The sequence below is a fragment of the Candidatus Sordicultor fermentans genome (assembly GCF_012728195.1).
Taxonomy (GTDB): domain Bacteria; phylum Atribacterota; class Atribacteria; order Atribacterales; family Caldatribacteriaceae; genus Sordicultor; species Sordicultor fermentans.
Window position 1 is genome coordinate 1 of sequence record NZ_JAAYFP010000014.1, and the last position, 23,690, is coordinate 23,690.

General features: G+C 39.6%; 17 protein-coding genes. 3 read left to right on the forward strand and 14 right to left on the reverse strand.

What is annotated here, in order from left to right; genetic code table 11:
* Window positions 1-487: 487 nt before the first annotated feature.
* The 3 genes from GXZ17_RS00485 to ltaE all read left to right on the forward strand — a co-directional run bounded on the left by GXZ17_RS00485 (window position 488) and on the right by ltaE (window position 4,683).
* Window positions 488-1,606: a DUF362 domain-containing protein gene (locus GXZ17_RS00485; RefSeq protein WP_409375330.1), complete on the forward strand. Its 1,119-nt coding sequence runs from the start codon at window positions 488-490 to the stop codon at window positions 1,604-1,606.
* An 81-nt stretch (window positions 1,607-1,687) separates the two neighbouring features.
* Window positions 1,688-3,628 (forward strand): methyltransferase domain-containing protein, encoded by a 1,941-nt coding sequence (locus tag GXZ17_RS00490; protein ID WP_409375331.1) that lies wholly within the window; start codon window positions 1,688-1,690, stop codon window positions 3,626-3,628.
* Window positions 3,625-4,683 (forward strand): low-specificity L-threonine aldolase, encoded by a 1,059-nt coding sequence (gene ltaE / locus GXZ17_RS00495; RefSeq protein ID WP_409375332.1) that lies wholly within the window; start codon window positions 3,625-3,627, stop codon window positions 4,681-4,683. Before GXZ17_RS00490 ends, ltaE begins: the two co-directional genes overlap by 4 nt.
* On the opposite strand, the gene larE is transcribed toward ltaE, so the two are convergent.
* The 14 genes from larE to GXZ17_RS00565 all read right to left on the reverse strand — a co-directional run bounded on the left by larE (window position 4,680) and on the right by GXZ17_RS00565 (window position 23,483).
* Window positions 4,680-5,507, reverse strand: a complete 828-nt coding sequence (gene larE, locus GXZ17_RS00500) for an ATP-dependent sacrificial sulfur transferase LarE (protein ID WP_409375333.1) — start codon at window positions 5,505-5,507, stop codon at window positions 4,680-4,682. The two genes, ltaE and larE, sit on opposite strands and share 4 nt — an antisense overlap.
* Before the next feature lie 5 nt (window positions 5,508-5,512).
* Window positions 5,513-6,511, reverse strand: a complete 999-nt coding sequence (locus GXZ17_RS00505) for an ABC transporter permease (protein WP_409375334.1) — start codon at window positions 6,509-6,511, stop codon at window positions 5,513-5,515.
* Window positions 6,512-7,525, reverse strand: a complete 1,014-nt coding sequence (locus tag GXZ17_RS00510) for an ABC transporter permease (protein ID WP_409375335.1) — start codon at window positions 7,523-7,525, stop codon at window positions 6,512-6,514.
* Between the two features lie 25 nt (window positions 7,526-7,550).
* Window positions 7,551-9,077: a sugar ABC transporter ATP-binding protein gene (locus GXZ17_RS00515; protein WP_409375336.1), complete on the reverse strand. Its 1,527-nt coding sequence runs from the start codon at window positions 9,075-9,077 to the stop codon at window positions 7,551-7,553.
* A 77-nt stretch (window positions 9,078-9,154) separates the two neighbouring features.
* Complete coding sequence (gene rhaS, locus GXZ17_RS00520) at window positions 9,155-10,162, reverse strand: rhamnose ABC transporter substrate-binding protein (RefSeq protein ID WP_409375337.1); 1,008 nt, start codon at window positions 10,160-10,162, stop codon at window positions 9,155-9,157.
* A gap of 92 nt (window positions 10,163-10,254) precedes the next feature.
* Window positions 10,255-10,413 carry a hypothetical protein gene (locus GXZ17_RS00525; protein ID WP_409375338.1) on the reverse strand — a complete coding sequence of 53 codons (159 nt, stop codon included), beginning with the start codon at window positions 10,411-10,413 and terminating at the stop codon, window positions 10,255-10,257.
* 260 nt (window positions 10,414-10,673) lie between these two features.
* Complete coding sequence (locus tag GXZ17_RS00530; protein ID WP_409375339.1) at window positions 10,674-13,772, reverse strand: hypothetical protein; 3,099 nt, start codon at window positions 13,770-13,772, stop codon at window positions 10,674-10,676.
* Between the two features lie 27 nt (window positions 13,773-13,799).
* Entirely contained in the window at window positions 13,800-16,307 is a 2,508-nt protein-coding gene (locus tag GXZ17_RS00535; protein WP_409375340.1) for a family 78 glycoside hydrolase catalytic domain, read from the reverse strand.
* Window positions 16,308-16,534: 227 nt separating this feature from the next.
* Complete coding sequence (locus GXZ17_RS00540; protein ID WP_409375341.1) at window positions 16,535-17,524, reverse strand: ABC transporter ATP-binding protein; 990 nt, start codon at window positions 17,522-17,524, stop codon at window positions 16,535-16,537.
* A gap of 13 nt (window positions 17,525-17,537) precedes the next feature.
* Window positions 17,538-18,521: an ABC transporter ATP-binding protein gene (locus tag GXZ17_RS00545; RefSeq protein WP_409375342.1), complete on the reverse strand. Its 984-nt coding sequence runs from the start codon at window positions 18,519-18,521 to the stop codon at window positions 17,538-17,540.
* A gap of 14 nt (window positions 18,522-18,535) precedes the next feature.
* Window positions 18,536-19,399, reverse strand: a complete 864-nt coding sequence (locus GXZ17_RS00550; protein WP_409375343.1) for an ABC transporter permease — start codon at window positions 19,397-19,399, stop codon at window positions 18,536-18,538.
* Window positions 19,400-19,406: 7 nt separating this feature from the next.
* A complete protein-coding gene (locus GXZ17_RS00555) occupies window positions 19,407-20,408 on the reverse strand; it encodes an ABC transporter permease (protein WP_409375344.1) in 1,002 nt (333 codons plus the stop codon).
* Between the two features lie 124 nt (window positions 20,409-20,532).
* Window positions 20,533-22,428: an ABC transporter substrate-binding protein gene (locus tag GXZ17_RS00560; RefSeq protein ID WP_409375345.1), complete on the reverse strand. Its 1,896-nt coding sequence runs from the start codon at window positions 22,426-22,428 to the stop codon at window positions 20,533-20,535.
* A 257-nt stretch (window positions 22,429-22,685) separates the two neighbouring features.
* The gene (locus tag GXZ17_RS00565; RefSeq protein ID WP_409375346.1) at window positions 22,686-23,483 is read right to left on the reverse strand and encodes a DeoR/GlpR family DNA-binding transcription regulator; all 798 of its coding nucleotides are present in this window, start codon (window positions 23,481-23,483) and stop codon (window positions 22,686-22,688) included.
* Window positions 23,484-23,690: the final 207 nt, after the last annotated feature.

The following is a 23,690-nucleotide window of genomic DNA, read 5'->3' on the forward strand; positions in this document are numbered from 1 at the left end:
AAGAGAAGGAAGCTCTGAGCAGATATTATAAGTCATAATCGGTTTTGTAGTTAACTATAATAAACTTCTGTTTTTCATCTTTAGTTTTTATCTTTACTGGCTCACGGTCTCGATACCTGATTTATTTTCGTCTCCTTTAGCTCTCTGATAATGATCTCTTCCTAAGAAGTCAGTTACTTCTTCCTCTAATAGCTGCTGTGGGAAAAAGCCACTCTTCTCTTAAGTTTTTTTATGAAAAGCAGCTTACCGTAAAAAAAGCTGCTCGCCCTTCTATTTTTATGAGAATATAGGACATAACCAGAATTTTCAAACAATCTTATTCCCTAAAAGGAAACATAGAAAAACTTTTCCTCGTTGATATTTTAGTGCCCGGCCATGGACTTTTTGCTGGCTTTTGTGAATTTATGATTCTATTTCGTTATTATTCCAAAAACTGGTAGAATACTGGAAAATACATTCACCAAATTCTAACTAAGGGAGGTTGAATATGGCTTCGTTGGTACACTTTGTTAACTTACGAGCCCATGATGAACGAAGCTCAGTTTTAGAAAAACTGAAAAGGCTGACCAAAACTCTTCTAAAAGAAAGATTAGAAGAAGGAGATCTGGTGGCAGTGAAACTTCACTTTGGAGAGCGAGGTAACCATGGTTTCTTAAAACCGGTTTTTTTGCGCTATATCGTAGAAGCAGTAAAAGAATCAGGAGGCAAACCTTTCTTAACCGATGCCAATACCTTATATTTAGGTTTCCGCCACCATGCTGTGGACCATCTGGAAACCGCCATTTTCCATGGTTTTGGCTATCCAGCTGTCCCTGCTCCCCTTATCATTGCCGATGGTCTGCGAGGAAGCGATTATCAAGAAGTAGAAGTAAATTTGAAACATTTCAAAAGTGTGAAGATAGCTTCTGCCATTCAAGAAGCTGACTTTCTTTTAGTGGTAACCCACGTTAAAGGACATGTAGAAGCAGGACTGGGAGGAGCTATAAAAAATATAGGCATGGGTGGCGCTTCTCGAGTGGGCAAACAACTTCAGCATGGGGAAACTTTTATTCCTGACCCCCGGGAAGAGCTATGTATTGGTTGTCGGCGCTGTATTGACCATTGTCCCCAAAATGCTCTTTATCTTGATGAAAAACGAAAAGCTAAAGTAAAAAAAGAATTATGTATTGGTTGCGCCGAATGCGTTATTTACTGCAATCAAGAGGCCATCACCACTACTTGGTCTTCTTCTATCTCCACTCTTCAGGAACGGATGGCAGAATATGCCTACGGAGCAGTTAAGAGCAAGGGAGAAAAAGTGGCTTTCATCAATTTTCTCACCGAAATAAGCCCTGACTGCGATTGTGCTCCCTGGCATGATGCCAGCTTAGTACCTGATATCGGGATTTTAGGAGGACATGATATTGTGGCTATCGATAAAGCCTCTGCCGATTTAATCAAAAAATCGGCAGGATTACAAAATTCGAGATTGCAAAAAGCTTTTTCCCCCGGGGAAGATAAGTTTTTAGATGTTCATCCTCAAGCTCGCTGGGAAATACAAATCAACTACGGAGAATCCATTGGCCTGGGAAACAAAAATTACGAATTAAAAAATTTTCCCAAATAATTTTTCTCCGGTATTGCTTTTTGTCACCATCCTTCTATAATCGTTTCATAATAAAAAATCTCCCAGGTAAGGTGGAGGAAAATGAAAGAGGAGCCTGAACGAGTTCTATTTTCTAACGGTAAAAACGGGGGCAAAAAGGCCAGGTCATTAGGGCCAGTTGTAGATTTGGAAGAACACGTCCCACCCGATTGGTGGAAGAGAATTTTTAACTCTCTTTACTTAAAAACCGATGGAGACGTAGTAGAAGACCAGAACATCACGAGACAAGAAGTGGATTATATCACCACTATTCTTCATCTCTCTCCCGGAGACCGGATTTTAGACCTCTGTTGCGGACAGGGAAGACATTCTCTGGAATTAGCCCGGCGGGGATTCACCCGGGTAAAAGGTTTAGACCGCTCTCACTACTTAATCCAAAAAGCCAGGAATCAGGCCCGACGAGAGGGGTTGAGTGTTCAGTTTAAAGAAGGAGATGCCCGCAAACTACCCTACCCCACTGATAGCTTTGACGTGGTATTGATTTTAGGAAATAGCTTTGGATATTTTGAAAGCATTCAAGATGACCTCAAGGTATTGACAGAGGTTTTCAGAGTTCTTAAACCCGGAGGAAAAATATTTATAGACGTGGCCGACGGTGAATACCTGAGAGAAAATTTTCAACCTCACTCCTGGGAATGGATTGGTAAAAAACAATTCGTATTGCGGGAGCGATCTCTGTCTAAAGATCGACAACGCTTGATTTCTCGGGAAATAATAACTCACATTGAAAATGGAGTAATGGCAGATCAATTCTATGCCGAAAGACTATATTCAGTTACAGAATTAATATCTCTTTTAGAGAAATCCGGGTTCAGCCGCCTTACCACCCACGGAGAGCATGTTCCTTCTTCTCAGCGTAACCAGGACCTGGGAATGATGGAAAAACGAATTCTCCTGAGTGGCGAAGCCAAAAAAGAATGGACACACCCCAAAAGAATAAAAGGAGCTACTTTAAAAGTAGTAGTGCTGCTGGGTGACCCCGGACAACCTGACCCTCTTAAACCTCAAACCGTTTTTGACGAAGATGATATCTATACTGTAAATCAGCTTAAAGCTGCTTTAGGAGAATTGAAAGGCTACCAATTTACTTACTTAGACCAGCATCGCACTTTACTCCACGACTTACTACGACTGCGAGGAAAAGTAGACCTGGTCTTCAACCTTTGCGACGAGGGATTTAATAACGATGCCCGACAAGAACTCCACGTTCCTGCCCTTTTAGATATACTGGGACTACCCTACACCGGTTCTGGCCCTCAATGTTTAGCTTATTGCTATGATAAGTCCTTAGTTCGGGGAATAGCTAAAGAGCTGAATATTCCTGTCCCTCGCGCTTTTTTGATTAAACCGGAAGATTTCACTTTTAAATTGCCCTTTGATTTTCCCGTTCTCCTTAAGCCCAATTTCGGCGACTCCAGCTTTGGTATAACCGAGAAAAGTGTAGCCACCAACTTAGACGATTTTGTAGAAGCGGTATCGGAAATAAGAAACAAATTTGGCTACGATAAACCCATCTTAGTAGAAGAATTTCTCCCTGGCAAAGATTTGAGTTTAGGGATTATCGGTAACCCTCCTGAATCCTATCAGGTGCTACCCATTACCGAGGAAGATTATAGTGCTCTTCCTCCCGGGCTTCCCCCCATTTGTGGTTACGAAGCCAAGTGGCTACCTGACTCTCCCTATGGTAAAGTAAAATCCTTACCCAGTAAACTACCGGAGGAGACCGAGAAAATAATTGTGGAAAGCTCTATTAAGTTGTTTGAGCGCTTAGAGTGTCGAGACTATGCCCGTTTTGATTGGCGACTGGATAGAGAGGGACAGCCCCGGCTATTAGAGGTCAATCCCAACCCCGGATGGTGCTGGGATGGGCACTTAGCTAAAATGGCTCATTTTGCCGGGATTTCTTACCACCAGATGTTAGAAGCTGTCTTAGAAGCAGCTATCTGTCGCCTCAATATTGTGGCCTTGAAAGATAAACCATGAAAATGGCTACTTCTCATCCCAGATGGATTGACCTCCGTAGCGATACTGTCACTATCCCTACTCAGGAAATGCTGGAAGCTATGGTACAGGCAGAAGTAGGAGATGATGTTTATGGTGATGACCCCACAGTAAACCTGTTGCAAGAAAAAGCAGCAGAAAAAATGGGAAAAGAAGCGGCTCTTTTTGTCCCTTCAGGAACTTTTGGTAATCAGTTAGCTATATTCACTCACACTCAAAGCGGAGACGAGGTATTAATCCCCGAAAGTAACCACATTTTAGAGCACGAAGTGGGAGCCCCAGCGGTAATATCCCGGGTGGGGCTCCGCCCTCTTCCTGACCAATATGGACAGGTAGATATAAAAGATTTAGAAAAACGCTATCGAGAAGAAGACCTTCACCACCCTCGAACAGGGCTAATCTGTATGGAAAATGCCCACTCGTCTGGTAAAGTAGTTCCTCTTTCTAATCTCCAGGAAGTTTATCAATTTGCCCAAGAAAAGGGAATTTCTGTGCACTTAGATGGAGCGAGGATTTTTAACGCTGCCACTTTTTTAAAAGTAAAACCAGCACAAATCGCCCTTTATTGCGACTCAGTGATGTTCTGTGTTTCTAAAGGACTCTGTGCTCCCATTGGTTCTCTGCTCGTGGGAACTCGCTCTTTCATTGAGAAAGCCCGCAAAAATCGTAAACTTTTAGGAGGAGGTATGCGGCAGGTAGGATATTTAGCGGCTGCCGGATTGATAGCTCTGGAGAAAATGACCAAGCGCTTACAAGAAGACCATGAAAACGCCCGTTACTTAGCCAAGAGACTACAAGAAATTGAGGGAATAAAAGTAGCAGAAAACCGCCTGGATATCAATATGGTATTTTTCACCGTAGAGATAGAACGCTTTTCCCCACCAGAATTTATCCAGTTTTTAGAGGAGAAAAACATAAAAATTAATCTTCCCCGGGAGGGAGAATTTCGCCTGGTTACCCACTACTGGATAAAGAAAGAGGATATTGATTACTTTATAGAGACTGGCAAAACTTATTTCTCCCGATACTACACTTAATCGCTTCTAAGTCTATTCATGCTCCCGGAATGATACCCTTCTAAGTCCAGAGTAATAAAAGTGTAGCCCAGAGCTTGCAGACCAGAAACTACTTTTTGCCTCAGCTCCCCTTCTAAAAGGAGAGGAAATTCTTCTGGCGATATTTCTAAACGAGCCACCTCACCGTGATGCCTCAGGCGCGAGAGAGAAAAGCCCAGGTTATGTAAAAGTTCTTCTCCTTGTTCAATTCGATGCAGTAGAGGAAGGGTTATTTCCACCCCATAAGGAATGCGCGTAGCCAGACATGAAGAGGCAGGCTTATCCCAGGTGGGAAGGTGAAGCTCTCGAGAAACCTCCCGGATTTCATATTTCGTAAATCCTACCTCTAAAAGGGGATGTCTGATTCCCAACTCCTGGGTAGCCCGAAAACCAGGACGGAAATCCCCCTCGTCATCTTGATTGGTTCCATCTACTACCCAAGCGTAGCCTTCTTTTTGTGCCAGAGCTAACAGTTCCCGCATCATCCTTTTTTTACAGAAATAGCAGCGTTCCTTGGTATTGCGCCAGATGAGGGGCTCATCTTCTCCCGAAATTTCTATGACCTTAAGAGGAAGTCTTAAATCCCGGGCAACTTTTTCCGCTTCTTCCCTCTCTCGGCGGGGTAAAAAAGGTAAATCTACCAGGACCCCTAAGACATTTTCTCCCAGAGTTTCTCTACTCACCCAGAGAAGAAAAGTAGAATCCACTCCCCCCGAAAAAGCAACTATTACTCTTCCCAGTGCTAAAAGGTTTTCTTTTAACTTTTCATATTTCATATTCCCGGAGGAATATTTAACTTCACTCATAAAATTCATTGAATCTCTTTCGTTCTTCTCTTTCCCCCTCGAGAGCTAAAAATATTAGGAAGCATTACTACACCAACAAGAACTATTCCAATGATGACCATCATTACCTGACCCGGAACATTTACCAGCCCCATACCATAACGAAGTAAACGCATCAATATAAGAGCTAAACATACACCAACTATGCCGCCCTTTCCTCCTGAGGGGCTAACTCCCCCCAAAACGGCAATGGCAATAACCTCGAGCTCATATCCTGTGGCAATATTGGGCCTTGAGCTACCTAACTTGGAAGTTAGAAAAATAGCTGCTATCCCCGCCATTAACCCATTAAGAGTAAAAATAATCTGTTTCATTTGCGCTATCGGTACTCCAGAAAATCTGGCGGCCACCGGGTTAATTCCCATAGCGTATACCTTTCTTCCCCAGGCAGTGCGATGGAGCAAAAGTCCATATATAATGGCACACCCCACAAATACCACCATAACAAAAGGTATATTGGTTTTACCTACATACCCCCAGGCCAGATAAGAGTACCAGGAGGGGAATCCCCCTATTGCCTGATCACCAAGCAAAATATAGGCAATTCCTCTATAAATGGAGGAACCAGCCAGGGTGACAATAATAGCCGATAGGCCAGGTACAAGCGAGATCAACAAGCCATTCAAATATCCACACCCGGCTCCCGTAGCCAAGGCTACTAAAATAGCGACTGCCATAGGAAGCCCAAGCTTGTAAGACATGGCCATCAAAACCGAAGAGAGAGCAACAATAGAAGCTACGGAAATATCAATATCCCCTATAATCAATACCAGAGTCATAGAAAGAACCATAAAACCTTTTTCTAAGAACACTGCTAAAGAGTCCATGATACCCGTATAGCTCCAGAAATGAGGTGAAAGGCGACCATTAACAATTGATATCCCAATAATCAATATAACCAAAAGCCATTCCCACTTGAAAACGATGTTAAGTTTCCTATTAGAAAGAGAATTACGGTATTTCATCTATATTGTTCTCCTCTTCAACTGCGACTTTTCCATATTTCGAGCAATAGCAATATTCACTATCGCTGCTACTAAAATGATAAGACCCTGCAAGGCCATCTTCCAAAAAGGAGACACCCTAATCATGGGAAGTGCGTTATTAATAATACCAACAGTGATAGATCCCAGTAAAACACCAGATACAGTTCCTACACCACCAGTAATGCTAACCCCACCTAAAACGCAAGCAGCTACAATAGTCATAACAAATCCAGAAGCAGTATCATTTTGGGCTGAGGCATAACGAGCTACCCACATCACCCCGGCTAAACCGGAGAGAGCACCAGAAATGGCATAAACCAGCCAGGTAATAAATTCAGTATTGATTCCGATAACTCGAGCCGCCTCCACATTGCTCCCTACCGCATATATTTTTCTTCCAGTATGAGTATAATTGACAAAATAATAGAAAACTACGTACACCACTAAAACAATGTAAATCAGCTTAGAAAGACCTAGGAAACGTTCTGTCGCTATTCCCTTAAAAGAATCCGGCATTTCGTAGGCATTTATCCACTTTCCTCCGCTGATTATAAAAGTAATGCCCCGGTAAATATACATCATACTCAAAGTAGCAATAATCGGTACCACCCGACCTTTAGCTACAATCAAACCAGTAATAGATCCCAGAAGACCTCCCAATAATAATCCCAGTATTAACATAAAAAGTGGAGAAAGCTGGGGATTTTGTTTAACCATCATTCCCGCTACCATTCCCGTTAGAGCTAACACAGATTCCATAGAAAGGTCAATACCACCGGTCACCAGAACTAACATCATCCCCACAGAAAGGACAGATAGGGCTGCCGTATCTATCAAAATATCATGAAAATTACTCCAGGTTAAAAAGCGAGGATTGCGAATACCAATCAAAACGGATATAAGTACGATGAAAATTATAATCCCCAATTCCCGGAATCCAAGCAGCCTGGAAAACGTGACTTCTCTTTTTGTTTTAGCAGGTTCATCCATCATGGGTCTACACCATCCAAGCTAAATTTTACGACACAACCTGAGTTAAACGATCGACTTTTACCGCTGCTTCCATAAGTTTTTCCTGAGTAGCTTCTGAACGAGAAAAAACACCAGTAATTCGGCCTTCGTGCATAACGATGATATTATCACTCATTCCCAATATTTCTGGCATCTCAGAAGAAATCATAATAATACCCAGTCCTTCTGCTACGAGATCAGACATGATTTGATGAATAGCAGCTTTTGCTCCCACATCAACACCCTTAGTTGGCTCGTCCATGATTAATATTTTTGGGCGAGCAGCAAGTAATTTGGCAACCACCACTTTTTGCTGATTTCCTCCTGATAAAGAACTGACGGGGTGGAAAATCCCTGGTGCTTTTATCTGAAGTAATTCTAACATCTTGTTAGAAATTTCATGTTCTCGAGGCGGGTTTAGCCATCCTCTATTGGTAAGCTGATCAATTATAGAAATCGTAATATTATCATTAATGCTCAGAAGCAGAAACAAACCCTGTTCTAACCGGTCTTCTGGAAGATATCCAATGCCATAGCTTATAGCCTCCATCGGGTTTTTAATCGATACTTCTTTCCCTTCTACTAATATCTTTCCTGCATCAACCGGGGCTATGCCAAAAATCGATTGCGCTACTTCAGTTCTTCCCGAACCAACCAACCCGCTAAATCCAACAATTTCCCCGGCCCGGAGAGAAAAGGAAATATCAGAAAAATAACCAAGACGAGAAAGTCCTTCTACTCTCAAAAGTTCTTTCCCAAAAGAAACCTTGTTTTTGGGGAAAAGCTGACTTATTTCTCGCCCTACCATAGCTTTAATCAGGTCTTTTTCATCAATTTCATTAACATTCCAGGTTCCTATACTCTTTCCATCTCGGAGCACAGTTACCCGATCAGCGATTTCATAGACATCCTCAAACAGATGAGAAATCAATATAATAGACACTCCATCGTTGCGGAGCTTCCTTGCTATATTATACAAATCTTCAGTTTCCCGTCTGGTGAGAGAAGCAGTCGGTTCATCCATAATAAGGATACGAGCGTTAACTGAAAGAGCCTTGGCAATTTCGACTATCTGTTGTTGAGCTACGCTTAAAGAGCTCATAGTCACCGAAGGATTAATATCAGAGCCTAAAGAACGGAGAAGCCTTTTTGCTTCTTCTTTCATTTCCTTCCACATCAGTTTTTTGGTAGTGGGGTGAATTATAGGATGTCCAAGAAATATATTCTCGGTAACTGTTAAATGAGGAAAAGACGCGGGTTGCTGGTAAACAGCAGCAATTTGATAACGGTTAGCCACTGTGGGGTTGTGAAAAATCACTGTGTTCCCTTCATAAAATATATCGCCTTCATCTGGTTGATAAACACCGGTAATAATTTTTATTAGAGTAGATTTACCCGCTCCATTTTCACCCACAATAGCGTGAATCTCTCCTGCGCGAAGATTAAAATCAACCCGGTCTAATGCTTTCAGACCGGGGAAAAATTTGGAAATTCCTTTCAGCTCAAGTATATACCTATCTTCTCTATCTACCACACTATCAACCTCCAGAAATCCCATTTAAAAATGGTGAGCGAGAATACATCCTCGCTCACCATTCAATTGCATCTAGTTCAATAAATGTCTTTCCACTCATCAATGTTGCTTGCGTCAAATCGGAAAGGAGGCCCTAATAAAACTTCTGTTCCTCCGTCTTCTGCCTCAACAATGGTGTAATCTCCCATTCTACCGGCGGAGAACTCTTCTCCCACCTCTCCGGTTATAGTCCCATCACACAGAAGCCCGGCAACGTATGAGGCAAGGTAGCCCAGATCGATGGGATTCCATAAGAAAAATGCCTCACAAGCTCCATTGTGAACCCACTCTGCCATCTCACTGGGAAGCCCGAGACCGGTAAGCTTAACTTTCCCCACCAGGCCGGCATCAGTTATGGCCTTAGCAGTAGCACTGAGCCCTACGGTGGTAGGAGATATGATGCCTTTTAAGTTGGGGTAAGACTTAAACAAACCCATGGCTTCGTTGTAGCTCTTATCTCGCAGGTCATCACCATACACAATAGTTACTAATTCTATCTTTTCATACTTTGGATCTTTCAATTCCTCTTTCATATATTCAATCCAGGTATTCTGATTGGTCATAGTGGCTCCAGCTGAAAGAATAGCTATTTCACCTTCATAGCCAATCATCTCCGCTATGGCTTGAACCTGTAACTTACCTATCAATTCTGCATCTGCCTGATTTACATGTACATGCCGACCTCCAGGCGCTACCGCCGAATCAAAGGATACTACTTTTATGTTGTTTCCTTTAGCCTTCTGGAGAACTGGTACTAACGCATCAAAATCATTGGCAGTTATACAAATGGCATCGACCTTTTGAGCTATTAAGTTTTCAATGATTTCAATCTGACCCTCCACTGTTGGAGTAGCCGGTCCCTGGAAAATAAAACTATTACCTAATTCACCACAGGCTTCCTCGCCCCCTCTGCCAGCTGCATCCATGAAAGGATTCCCAACATTCTTTACTACCATACCAACTGTATATCCTTCAGCAAAAGCACTTACTGAAAAGAAAACAACCATGGAAACCACCAAAAAAAGAATCGTAATAAGCTTTTTCATTTCTAACTGGAACCTCCTTTATTTTGATTGTTAAATTCAGACCGAAAAACTGCACTCCTAAATAACACCAACCAGCAAACTATTGCCAACCGTCAATCTTCAAAATCTTTTTTAATCACCTCCCTTCTTTGATTTTCACTAAGTCTTATATCCCTACTTTTTTGATCTCGGTCATTTTCTCGAATAATTAGTTGACCAAAAATACCAATAAAAGCATACAGTACTTGTTTTTCTAGGCACAGAACTTGCATCAGTAAAATCATCCCAAAGGAGGCAGAACGCCCTCCTACATATAATATAATGAATTTTACCTTGCTTGCAAGCTGGCCTAAAAGGTCAGAAATTACTGGTTATTCCTTTTACAAAACAAGATAGAGATTAAGTTAAGTCAGAAAATAGTATCAATTGTAAAGCTACCACGCCTTTGTCTCTTACTCTTACAAAGTAGTGCTTAGAATTACACCGTTAATTAACGAGTCTTAATAACTGAAATCTTTAGACAAAAGCGAATTTATTTTTTAATGTACACTCGTGGTGAAATCAGAATCCCCGCTGGTTTGAGCCTGTATTCATAAGACCATTGATTGCCAGTAGTTCTCCAGGCATTCGGGCCAAACCAAAAATAGGTATCGTCACAGTTGTGCACGGCACCAAAAGCATTTACTCTATTTCCGTAGGCGGTAATGTCAATTGAGTGTTTCCCTTTCTCTACCCAGCCCAGGCTCAGCACATAAGGAGCAAAAGCTATTTTACCTTTTTCTTCTCCATCCAGAGATATTGATAGTAAAGGAGCTCTGAATTGAGGTACTTCAATTATTAATTCTCCTTCATCACACTCCACCAGACAATGATAAGTGACATTTCCAGCATAAAAGGGCAGTCTCTCTTCAGTCCAGCTTCCAAAAGCAAGCTTCTCTACCGATTCTACAATTTTAGTGTGTCTTCCGTGGACCTCCACTCCAAAATTTCCCAATAGATAGCACCATTCCACGTTGGTTTTTGAATTAAACGGTATTTCCAATACAATTTCCGAATCTCCGATGGGGAGACCTGGAATCGGGACCTTTTTTATGCTTTTATCCACGAACCAGCCAGTAACTTCAGATTCGATATGTTCTCCATTAACAAATATTTTAGTATTTTCCGGATTCTCGAGAGCCAACCTTAGGTCCTTTATTTCTATGTGTGAGGTAACTACAAATTTTAACCTCAGCACATGCTCATATGGCTCTACTTTTTTATCAGTCCATGGCTGAGCTATTCTACTCATTCGTAGAGGGTAATTCAGAATTTCTCTAAATTTGTTATCTATCCTGAGCAGCTCTTCTTGTGGTTGCCAACCTCCATTATCAAATGCGTACTCTGCCATATCCAGCAAAAGCACATTAGGCTCCGATAAAGAAAAAGAAACGGGATCGAGCAAATTTACCTCCCTTGTAGTTGAATAGCTGTTTTTTTGCCCTTCTTTTTCCCCGGGCATCCCCGGTGTAAGTTCCAGCAGTAAACTATCATGAGGATAAAATTCGTATTCTATTAATGTGTTTCCATCTTTAATTTCTGCAGCGCACTCCTTTACTTCCCCCGTTAAAGTGTCATAGATTTCAGGATTCCATTCCCCTCTTATCTTTATTTTTATTTTTTCTAACCTCGCAATATCGGGGTTTCTCATTTTATGGACGTGAGAAATAAATAACCATTTCTTTTCTCCTTCTTTTCTCATTTGATAAAATAAATTATCGGAAGGAGTGCCATCTTCTTTCCATATTTCTATATCACGATATTTATCAAGCTTCTCCCCTAATTTAGTCCTGGAAAAAGGAATAACGGAGGACTTATCTGCTAATTTTTTTGCCCTATCTGAAAAAACACCATCTACCAGGGTGGGGGGCTCGCCTAAAAATATAATCTCCCCACCAGCTTTCTGGAAAGCCTCTAATCTCTCTAAAGTAGTGGAGCGAAGAATTTCGCAATGGGGGACAATTATTACCTCATAAGACATTTCCCCCACTTCAAAACCATTACTTTCCTGGACTTTCGATAACGAAGGCAGCAATGATTCGGATACAAAATCAAAATCAATAAGCCCGAACAAAAGCCACTCTATGATGTTTTTAAAGTTGGTTTCTAATTCCGCTCTTTTAAGTAGAGTTTTATCTTTTGGCCCCCAGTGAATCCAGTAAGATTCAACAGGATGAATAACTCCTACCTTAACATCGGCCTTTCCCCGGCTGAGAACCGTATTCAAGCGGCTAAAATGGTCTTCAATCAGAGAATACTCTCTATACCAGGGAACTTGATACCCAATACTGGGAGGATAATCTCTCTTTGCTTCTCCTTCCATTGATACCCAGGTGAGATGATGAACTCTAACAGTAACTCCTAATGCAGATTGCCAGTCACCTGCTAACTTGTAACTTCTAAAATCAAAATCCCAGTTGGTAACTCCATATATCTCACTTAAAACTCCTTCTCTACCGTATTGATGAGCTATGCTTTGAGCTTGTTTGGCAGTGGAGAATTCTCTCCAATCACACAACATATCAATTCCAGGCAGCCCGAAAGACCTGAGTGGCCTCATAGCTTCTCCTATAGCTGCAGTTTGCGATTCCAAAGTCGATTCTTCCATCATATGACCCGTTAACATAATCCCATGTTTTTCACACCATTCTCCAATAGTGTCAGCAAAAGCCTGAACAAACCTTTCTGTTACGTGATCGTGATAACGGTATCTAACGAGAGAAGTTTTATTATCTGGTAACTCCCAGATCAGCTCTGGCAGGTGGTCTAACAAGCTTTGATTATATATCTCATAATAACTTTCTTCTAAATCATCTGTGAAAGGAAGAATCACTTCTCTTTCTTCTTCAGAAAAGCTCAAACAGTCTTTTCTCATAAATTGGGGCTCATCAGTGAAGATAGCCGGGATAGATTTGCCAAAGTCTTCACCCAACACTTCGTAATATCTCTGGTGAGTTACCTCGATGAATTTTTCAATTGCTTCCCGATTGAGTGTATCAACATAGGCTTGGTTATTGAACCAGGGGTCGTCTCCCGATATTTCTAAATAAGCATACCAGATTTTTCCCTGTTTTCCCGTTTCCTCTTCTTTTAACCTCTGGTAATAAACTAAATAACCATCTTCTAAAGTCACCTCATACCGGGCCAGCAATTTCCTATTTTTACCTTTAACTGTTCTTCCTCCCGGAAGTAAATGTGATATTTCTTCCTCCATATTTTCATATAGAAAAGGAGTGAAGACCAAAAAACGTTCTCTGTATCGGCTATCTTTTGTAACGTATCCACCGGCAAAGCCCGATGGCCACCTATCTTCGTCGTATAGCCAGCATAGCATCCCCTCTTCTTTGGCCTTTTCATTGCAGGATTTCACCAAATCCATGAATTCTTCACCTAAATAATCAATAGCCAGACCGGTACGGGAATGGATATGAAACCCTCCCATTCCCATAATCTTAAAATTATCAATTTGTTCCAGCAGTTCATCTTTGGTGAGCTTTGTATTCCAGGCCCAGAACGGCGCTCCTCGATATTCACTGGTGGGATTTCTGAAAAGCTCTTCTGATAGTTCACTTAATTTCCTCGGGTATAGCACTAATATGTCTCCTTTTTTCTGAAATATTTATTTACTTTTTAATTCAAAATAATACTGACCACTACCTGCGTTTAAAATTATGCTATCTTCTTCGATTCCCTCGAATTTTATTTTGCTCTCCTGGAAGTTATCCTGTTTTTTACCATTATCTATTAACAATGTACCAGATTCATTTAACACGTATTCTTTCCACAACCGGGGTATGAAAATATTGGCCTCACAACCAAAGGGAATAAATATCGATAACTTAAAAGCGGTTTCCGCCTTTTCCCAGGAAACCAGAAATTCCCCCTTTACCGTTTCCACTTTACCAGAAGCAAAACTTACATCGCCAATCAAATGGGGTTTTACCTTTACTTCTTCCCAGCCAGGTTTTGTCAAAGAGAGTCCCACCAGGTATTTATAAAACCAGGTATCTACGCTACCCAACATTATATGATTTTGAGAATTCATGCCTCCCGCTTCTAACTTTTCCCACCTTTCCCATACCGTGGTAGCTCCTTCTTTAATCATATATCCCCAGCTCGGGTAACTTTCTTGAGTTATAATTTTGAAAGCAAGGTCTGCATGATCATTTTCACTTAAAACGTCAAAGAGATATCTGGTCCCGACTATACCTGTATCAACGTGAGAATCCTGATGCTCCACTATATTATCTATTAGTCTTTCTAAAACGAATTCTTTCTTGTCCCCGGGAACCATTTCATAATACAGAGGCAGAATTTGAGAAGTCTGAGAAATTAACCTATCAACCGGCCCAAACATCCTGGTTTCATAACCATATTTTTTCAGGAAATGCTTATTAAAACTATTCTTTATCTTTTCAGATAACTCTGAGTAATATCTTGCTTCATCTTCTTTGCCCAAAACTTCGCAAATTCTGGAAAACAGGTATACATCGTTATAATAGTACCAGCTCGAGGTAACCTCAACAGGGGTTTTTTTAGGAGATATGGCACCAGGAGGACACCAGTCACCAAATTTGCCCAGCTTTTTTATTAAATTGTCTTCACTGTTATTTTTCAGGAACTCAACATATTTTTTCATGGAATCAAAATGGTCTTTCAGCACTTGTTCATTTTTATAGTACTCATATAAATACCAGGCTAAAGTTATGTATGCGCTTCCCCAGGCAGGATCTGCGGGATAAATTTTTATATAAGCGGGAACAACGTCCGGGATAGAGCCATCTTCTTTTTGAGACAATTTTATTTCCTGCAAATAATTTTCGTAAAAAAGATTCATATCAAAGTTATAAATGGCTTCTTCAGCAGAAAGTTGTGCATCTCCCATCCATCCAAACCTTTCATCTCTTTGGGGGCAATCCGTGGGAATACTATGAAGATTACTCAACTGACCCCACAATATATTGTTGTGAATCCTATTTATAAGCTCATTAGAGCAGTAAAAATCACCGGCCTTTTCAACGTCGGTGTGGACAAAACAGCCTTCTACACTTTCAATTGTTGGAACCGTTGGGAACCCCGCTACCTCTATATATCTAAAACCATGATAAGTAAATCTAGGCTCATAAGCCTCAAGGCCCTCACCCTTGAGAATATAAGTGTCAGTGGCTTCTGCTTTTCGGATGGTAGCGGTGTTTAAAGTACCATCTTTGTTAACCAATTCGCTGTGTCTTATCCTTACCTCTGTCCCTCCGGGACCTTTTACTGCTATTCTTACCCACCCGGTGAAGTTTTGCCCAAAATCGTATATATATACACCAGGTTCTATAGAATACATCTTTTGAGGCTTCAGAGCCCTGGTAACTCTAATAGGAGGCATGTCTTGATACCTCAAATCAGGGCCGCTTACTATTTCTGTTTCTTCCCAGTTAGTGTCATCAAAATGGTAAGTATTCCAACCGGGCATCTCTAATCTCGCATCATATTTTTCCCCGTAATATATTCCATTTTCTTGTATAGGGCCATGAGAAGATTTCCAGGAGTTATCAGTAAATATAAATTCCTTATTCCCATCTTCATATTCAACTAAAATCTGCAATATCAATCTGGGTTTTGAATAGCCATAGCGCTCGATATATCTTCCATTTCCTAAAATCACGCCTACACAATTCTTTAAGCTAAGGTAATCAGTTATATCATATGCGCTATATAGTGCTTCTTTAGAATACTCAGTTTGCCCTGGATCAAGAACATTGTTCCCTATCTTTTTCCCGTTCAAATACAGTTCATAAAATCCTAATCCACTAATATAGGCTCTCGCGCTTTTTGCACCGTTTTTTAACTCAAAAGACTTTCTAAAAAAAGATGCGTAATATTGTTTATAACTTTCAGTATCGTAATCACCGCCAGATTCAAATGTTTTTAAATCCTTTTTAGCGATCCACTGTGCTTTCCAATCTTTTTTCTCCAATGGTCCAGTTTCAAAACAGGAGGCATTGCTCCACTCGCTCGCATTTCCATCTTCGTTCCACACTCTGACTTTCCAGTAACATCGTTGGAAGCTTTCCAGTTCTTTCCCCTCGTAATAACAATAGTTTCCACCGCTTTCTACTTTTTGCGTATCCCACATATCTCCCCTGTTCTCTTCCATTAAATCTGGAGATGAAGAAACTATAAGCTGAAAAGCAGTTTGTTTACTTCTTCTTTTATCAGACTCAATAACCCATGAAAATTTTGGTCTCCCGTTTTTTAATGCCAGTGGAGTTGTAGAGTAGTTACAATACATGTTTTTGAAACAAGTGGCCATTGCCTATCCTCCTTTTTAATTTAACATGAATTTTTATCTGAAATACTTTTTTAGGGTGAGGACTCTTCTCCTTCATAAAGAAAACACCTAACTGTTCTGCCTTCCACATAATATTCTTTTGGATTTTCTCTCCTGCATATATCCTCAGCAAAAGAACATCTCTCAGTAAATTTACAACCTGGCAAATTAAATTCCTCCACTTCAAAGGAAGCTTTTCTAGCTCTACCTTTTCTACGCTTATTCGGCACCGGTTGCAAAATAGATTCTTTTAGTAACTGAGAATATGGATGCAATGGTCTCATTAAAACATTTTCAACATCTCCTCTTTCAATTATTTGCCCTCTCAACATTATGGCGATATAGTCGCTAATATAATATGCAGTAGCTAAATCATGGGTAATGTATATAATGCTCACACCATATTTATCTTTTAAATCTTTAAATAAGTTAACTATGCTCATCCGGAGAGAGGCATCTACCATGGAAACCGGTTCGTCAGCAATCAATAGCTTCGGCGATGGAATCAGAGCCCGGGCGATAGAAAGCCTTTGTAGCTGCCCACCAGAAAACTCGTGGGGATATTTTCCTTCAACTTCCTGATAAGAAAGCCCAACCCTGTCTAAGTTTTTTTGCACAATTGCCTGAGCTTCCTCTTTTTTGCCGGGAGTGGAAATGTTACCACACTTAATAGCTGTGGTATACAAATAAGAAATCACAGTTCTTAAGGGGTTAAATGTCTCAAAAGGATTTTGAAATACAGGCTGAACATTTTTTAGATAGTTTTTTCTTTCCTGTTTTTCCATATTATCTATGTTTTTACTATTAAAAATTAATTCTCCAGACGTGACTTTTTCGATACCTAAAACGAGCTTGGCAAGGGTAGACTTACCGCTTCCACTTTCTCCAGCCAATGTAAAAATAAAAGGTGTGTTCATATCAAACTCTAAGTTGATATTTTTAACAGCTTCTACATAAGTTCTACTCAAGTAGCTTCCTACTTTATAAAGCTTAGATACATTAATTAACTTTAATTCATTCATATTGTATATTTTTTCACCCCCTATGCAGAAAACAAGCAACAGCATGGTCACTGGTTTTCCACTCTAAATCGGGTATTTCTCTCTCACATATATCCATAGCATACGGGCATCTTTCACGGAAAGAACATCCTTCTGGAAGATCTGATAAAGAAGGCGGTTTTCCAGGAACCGATTCCTTAAGGCTCTTATCTCCAATTCTTGGTAACGAACTAATCAAAAACTTAGTGTAAGGATGGAGAGGTTCTTCAAAAATTTCTTCCGTTTCTCCTATTTCCACAATCTTTCCTGCATACATTATGAAAATCCTGTCACTCATATTGCTGTGAATTGACAGATCATGACTAACTAAAACCATGGTGTTCTTTTCATTTTCATGTATTTCGCCCAAGAGGTCTATTATATCCCTCTGCATCACCACATCCAAAGCCGTAGTTGGCTCATCAGCAACTACAATTTTAGGCTTAAAAATCGTAGCTAATGCGATTGCAACTCTTTGCCTCATTCCTCCGGAAAGTTGGTGAGAATAAGAATCTTTAACTCTCAGGGGAAGCTTCAAGTCCTCTAATCGCTGATCTAAAAGAAGCTCAAATTCTTTTTTGTTTAGATTTTTTTTTGATTTTGCAAAATCAAAAAATATTTTTTTAATCTTACGTATAGGATTTAAAATATTCATAGATCCTTGAGGAATGTAAGAAACAACTTGCCACCTTAGTTGAAGCTTTTTTTCTTCGTCCAACCTTAAAATATCTATATCTCCATTTTTACCTAAACTATAAAGCACCTCCCCATCAAACACTCGCAAAGGTGGTTCAACTATTCCTAAAAGAACGTTGAGAAGAGTGGTTTTTCCGCAACCAGATTCTCCAGCAATACCGACTATTTCATCACTTAAAATATCAAATGTAACATCATTAACTGCCTTTACAGTAATTTTTTTACCGAAAATACTTGAAACATAATAAGACTTTAAGTTTTTTACACTAATTACGGAGTCCATATTCTTAACTCCTCTCACAAAACTTTAATTCGCTGAATTCTAGTAGTAGGATCCAAATAGTTCTGTAAACTTACCGATAGCAAGTATAGCCCAAAGATTGTTACAATCATCACAATAACCGGAAACCCCCACCACCACCATATCCCTCTATACATAGCGTTGTAGTAGTTTGCCCAGTAGAGTGTTGTTCCAATGGTGGGTATTTCTAAGTTAAATAGTCCCAGAATGGATAAAGTAGTTTCCATCCCTATCGCCCATATTATTCCGCTAATAATATCAACAATTATATAGGGAATTAAAAAAGGGGTGTGTTCTTTAAAAATGATTTCTACGTCCCCCATTCCCGAAAACTTGGAAGTTTGAGTAAACTCTCTTTCTTTCAAAGATAGAATTTGAGACCTATATCTTTTAGATGGCCACCCCCAATCAAGAATGGCTAAGATAAGACCCATGGTTAAAGGATCCAATTGTTGTTTAAAGCTAAATGCTATTAATATTAAAAGGGGAAGTCTGGGGACAACGATAAAACTTTCAGTAATAACAGAAATAATCCAATCAGTTTTTCCACCTCTATATCCACCAAAACAGCCAATGAATACAGCAATTATTCTGGAAATAAGAGCAGATAAGATACCTATTAACAGCGAATTTGAAAGGGCTTTCGTTAAAGTCAAAAAAACATCCTGGCCCAGAGAAGTAGTCCCCATTACATGAGACAGCGAAGGTGGACTATCCTTGGAAAAAATAAAATACGTTGATGGATTATAATCTGAAATGAAAGATATCACTATTAACAACAAAGATATCGAAAGCAATATTATTCCAAACAATAGATTCTTGTCATATTTTATAAAGTTTACTATAGATTTTAAACTCATAATCCCTCTAACCCCTCCTTATTCTTGGATCCAAGAGCGGATATATAAGATCTAAAATTAAGGCAGCAGTGGCAATGGCAATTATAGAAAAAGCTGTAATTCCCATTATGGTATTATAGTCTCCCTGTAGAATAGCGCTTTGAAGGACCTGACCAAGCCCTGGATAAGAAAACACGACTTCTACTATCAAGGAACCACTGAAAATAGTTCCTAAAGAAAGAGCAAGATCTGTTACCTGAGGAAGAGCACTGTTGCTTATTAAATAGAAAAACCTGGTTTGCTTTGGCACTCCTCCAATTTTTGCGTATTTCATGAAATCTGAAGAAAGTAAGTTGGAAACCAATGCTTTCTGGCTGAGAGCTGTCCAACCGAGTGAGACTAAGATAATTGAGAGAGCCGGAAGAAAAGAATGTTTAATAGTTTCTCTTATGAAACGCAGATTAAACTCAGGTATTGAGCCGATCCCATATGCTCCTGTTAAAGGAAAAACAGGAAATAAGTAAGCAAACAAGAATAAAAGCGCCAAAGCCAAAATATAATGAGGAATTGGATACAAAAAAGTCACTAGCCCTTCTAACAATTTTGCCCATTTCTTTTTAGAATTTACAGTAATCATCGTACCCAAAAAAATCCCCAATAACCAAGCAATGATAGTAGAAGACAATAGCAGGAAAACCGACCAAGGAAGTGACGTTTTGATGATATCAATTACCGGTACTGGAAACATTGATAAAGAGGGCCCTAAATCTCCTTTTAGCAATCTACCCCAGAATTCGGTATACTGAACAAAAATATTTTTATCAGTTCCAAACAGCGCTTCTAGGGTTTCTCTAAGCTCACTCACCGCTTGGGGATTCATTATAGAATATCCTGCCATTTTGTTTAAAACAGCTTCCACAGGATCAACCGGCGAAAGTCGTGGTATTATGAAAGCAACGGTTATCCCAACAAATATAACTATAAACCATTGAATGATCCTGGGTAGAAGATAATTTATAAACCCTTTCATGATATTCTTCACCCCTCGTCGTAAATTACGACTACCAAAAACTCGGAATAGTTCAACAAAAATATCAGGAGCTTTCAAAAATTAATTTTTGAAAGCTCCTGATAAGATTTAGATTTTCAATAGATTATTTTTTCTCGATATAAGGGAAAACAAATTTACCACCTGTAAACCAATAAAGGGGTTGTCCATAAGGATTTTCAGCTGTGGGAAAATTTGTCCAATACGTTTCGTTGAAAGTGATGAATTTTTTAAAACTTGTTGTAGTTATGGTAAATTGATTTTCCGCCCACGTCTTCAAATATTCTGTTGATAATTCCAAAACTTCTGGATCATCAGGAGGAGTTGCCTCGAGTTGGTCTATTATAGAATCTAACTCTTCTGATTTTACTCTTATCAGATTGCTCATTATAGCTCCTGTAGCCCTCTCACCAGTAGGTGCATAGTATATTGAATGGTAGGATTGTATAAAGGGCCATTTATCAATAAAAGCGCTAGCAGCACCTCCTAAGCTCCATTGAGTCGTAATTTCGAAATCGCCTATTGTGTTTCTAACGTTAAACGGCTCTCTTTCTAAGGATTCTATTTGAACGTCTATGCCAAATTTTCTCCAATTATCTGCCGCCCACAGAGCTTGTCTATAAGCATCAACCTCATCTGGTGGAGCAATGATTGTCATTTTCCATGCTTCTCCATTGGGAAGCAACCATTTGCCTTGCTCGTTTTTTGTAAACCCTTCGTTTATAAGTAGTTTTTCTGCAATTTCTGGTGCATATTTCCACCAGCCAACTCCCCAGAGCTGTATAATATCATCCGGTTCTTCTGGTACGTCATAGCCTTCTTCTCTTGCCCACTCAGCAATTTCAAAAGGAACATTACTATCAAAAGGTTTAAATGTCTCACCATTTCCTATCTCTATTTCTAACTCTTCAAGCCATGGTAACATTGGTTTATGAAAGTGCTCCATGTGATAAGAAGTGGCAGGCTGAGCTATAGGATTGACTCTGGCAACTCCTTGCATATAGTTTGTTTCTAATTCCACAATATCAAGCGAGAGAGTAAGTGCCCATCTTACATTTTTCAGATTATAAGGATATTTCTCTAGGTTAAAACCAATGGACCTTTGATCAATTTCGTCAGGAAAAGCCCAAGGGAAATCTTTATACCAGGATCTGACACTTGGGTTTTTATTGGTTATCTCGATAAAAGTTTCCGTATCTAAATCCATGAGTAAATCTAATTCGTTTCTCTCCATTGCCATCGCTTTAGCAGTAGACGTATTGTAAAAAACGCTCATTATATATTCGGGACCTGGCTTACTTGTAGCTATTCCAGCAGAAGTTCTTTGCCAATCCTCTCTTCTCTCATATAGCGTCCAATAGCCCGAGGGATCAGCATTCTTCAAAACATAAGCTCCTAAGGAAATTGGTGGATAGAAATTATCTGTAATAGGATCGGCAACATTCTCCCAATAATGCTTTGGCATCATGTATAACCCATCAAATCTAACTGTAAAGATATAATGGAATCTGGGATTCGGTTTTTTAAGCTCGAAGTTAACGGTGTAATCATCTACTTTATAAACTTTTTCTACATATTGACCAAGTTCGGCACTCCACCTCATTCCCGCATTTTTCAGTAAATATTCCACCGTAAATACCAAGTCGTCTGCTGTTAATTCAATACCGTCGCTCCAGAATATTCCTTCCCTTAATTTTACAGTCATTTGGGAACAGTCTTCATTGTAAATTGGTTTATCTTCCGCTAATGAATTTATCCATTCTCCAGTTAGTTGATCTACGTACCATAAAGTATCGAACATGAAAGTTTGCCTAATATGGTTGGGAACAGTCGCAACCCATAAGTTATAGTTGTTTGGATATGAATATCGAGTTATTTGGTCTATTATTAATGTTTCTTCTCGTGGAACATCTGCAGCAATCGTTTGACCTATAGCGATAGCCTGAGGGAAAAACATCAAACTACAAAAAACAACTAACAACAATGTTGTTATTTTTTTCATTCCCGCTTTCTCCTTTTTTGATTTAATTTCTAAAAATCCTCTCCAACACCGATTTCAAGACTCAAACTACTACCAACATCAGCTAAACGACTCTTAGCAACTATGACTCAAATCTTTTTAATCACCTCCTTTTTTCTAGCAACCTCTATCCGGTTCTTCCAAGAAAATAGCTTTCAAGAAACGGGAGTGAGGATTAACTAATAATCTCATCTCCGAAAACTCTGATCAAAAATTAAATCGTAAAAAGTCCTTACCAGTTAACCATTACCTATCAAAACTTCAACTCCCAAATCTCTTAAAGCCATTAACGTTTCTTCGTTTATATTTCCATCGGTAACTATCTTAGAAATACAATCTAACTTACATACTCTAAAAAAAGCTACTTCTTCAAACTTCCTGCTCTCTGCTACCAGTATAACCTCCTGGGCTGATTCGATCATAACTTTTTTCAAGTGAGCCTCCAGCTCAAAAGCATCAGCAATATATCCTTTGTCTACTGAAATAGCCTTGGTTCCTATAAAAAGTTTATCAGCGTGGTAGTTACGAACTGCATTTTCTGCCTGAGGACCTACAAAAGAGAAAGAGGGGGGATGTAAAGTTCCGCCAGTAGAAATAATATTGAAATTTCGGTTTTGAGCTAAATTTATGCAGATATCAAGAGAGCTGGTAAGAATGGTGATTTGCAGTCCGGGGCTAATATTCCTTGCCACCTGTAAAGCAGTAGTGCTGGCATCAAAAACCACTGAATCTCCATCTTCTATGAGTTTAGCTGCTTTCTTGCCAATTAATTCTTTAGTTTCTCGGTTGGTTATCTCTCTAAGAGTAAAAGGAAGTTCTACTACTCCCCTTTTTATTCTGGTAGCTCCACCATAAATTCTGCGTAATAATCTCTGTTCTTCTAAAGTTTTTAAGTCCTGACGAATAGTATCTTCGCTTACTCCAAAAATACCACTTAGCTCTTTAACCGTTACCGTCCTTTTTTCATCCAGGACTTCTAATATTTTTAGCCTTCTTTCTTCTGAAATCATACCCGATTTACCAGGCTTTTTCCTCACTTTATTCTCAAATTGCTCCGGATTTTCCTAAGAGTACTATAGAATTTAATCAATGTCAATATCACTGAGGCTGGTTGAAAAATACCCCTCCGCGGTTAAATAAGCAATAAAGTCACTTCATACATGCAATATTGTTGTTTTTTCTCCTATAAAAGAAATTTTATAAACCTTCATGGTGATAATTATTTAAGATGGATCCCGTTGTCA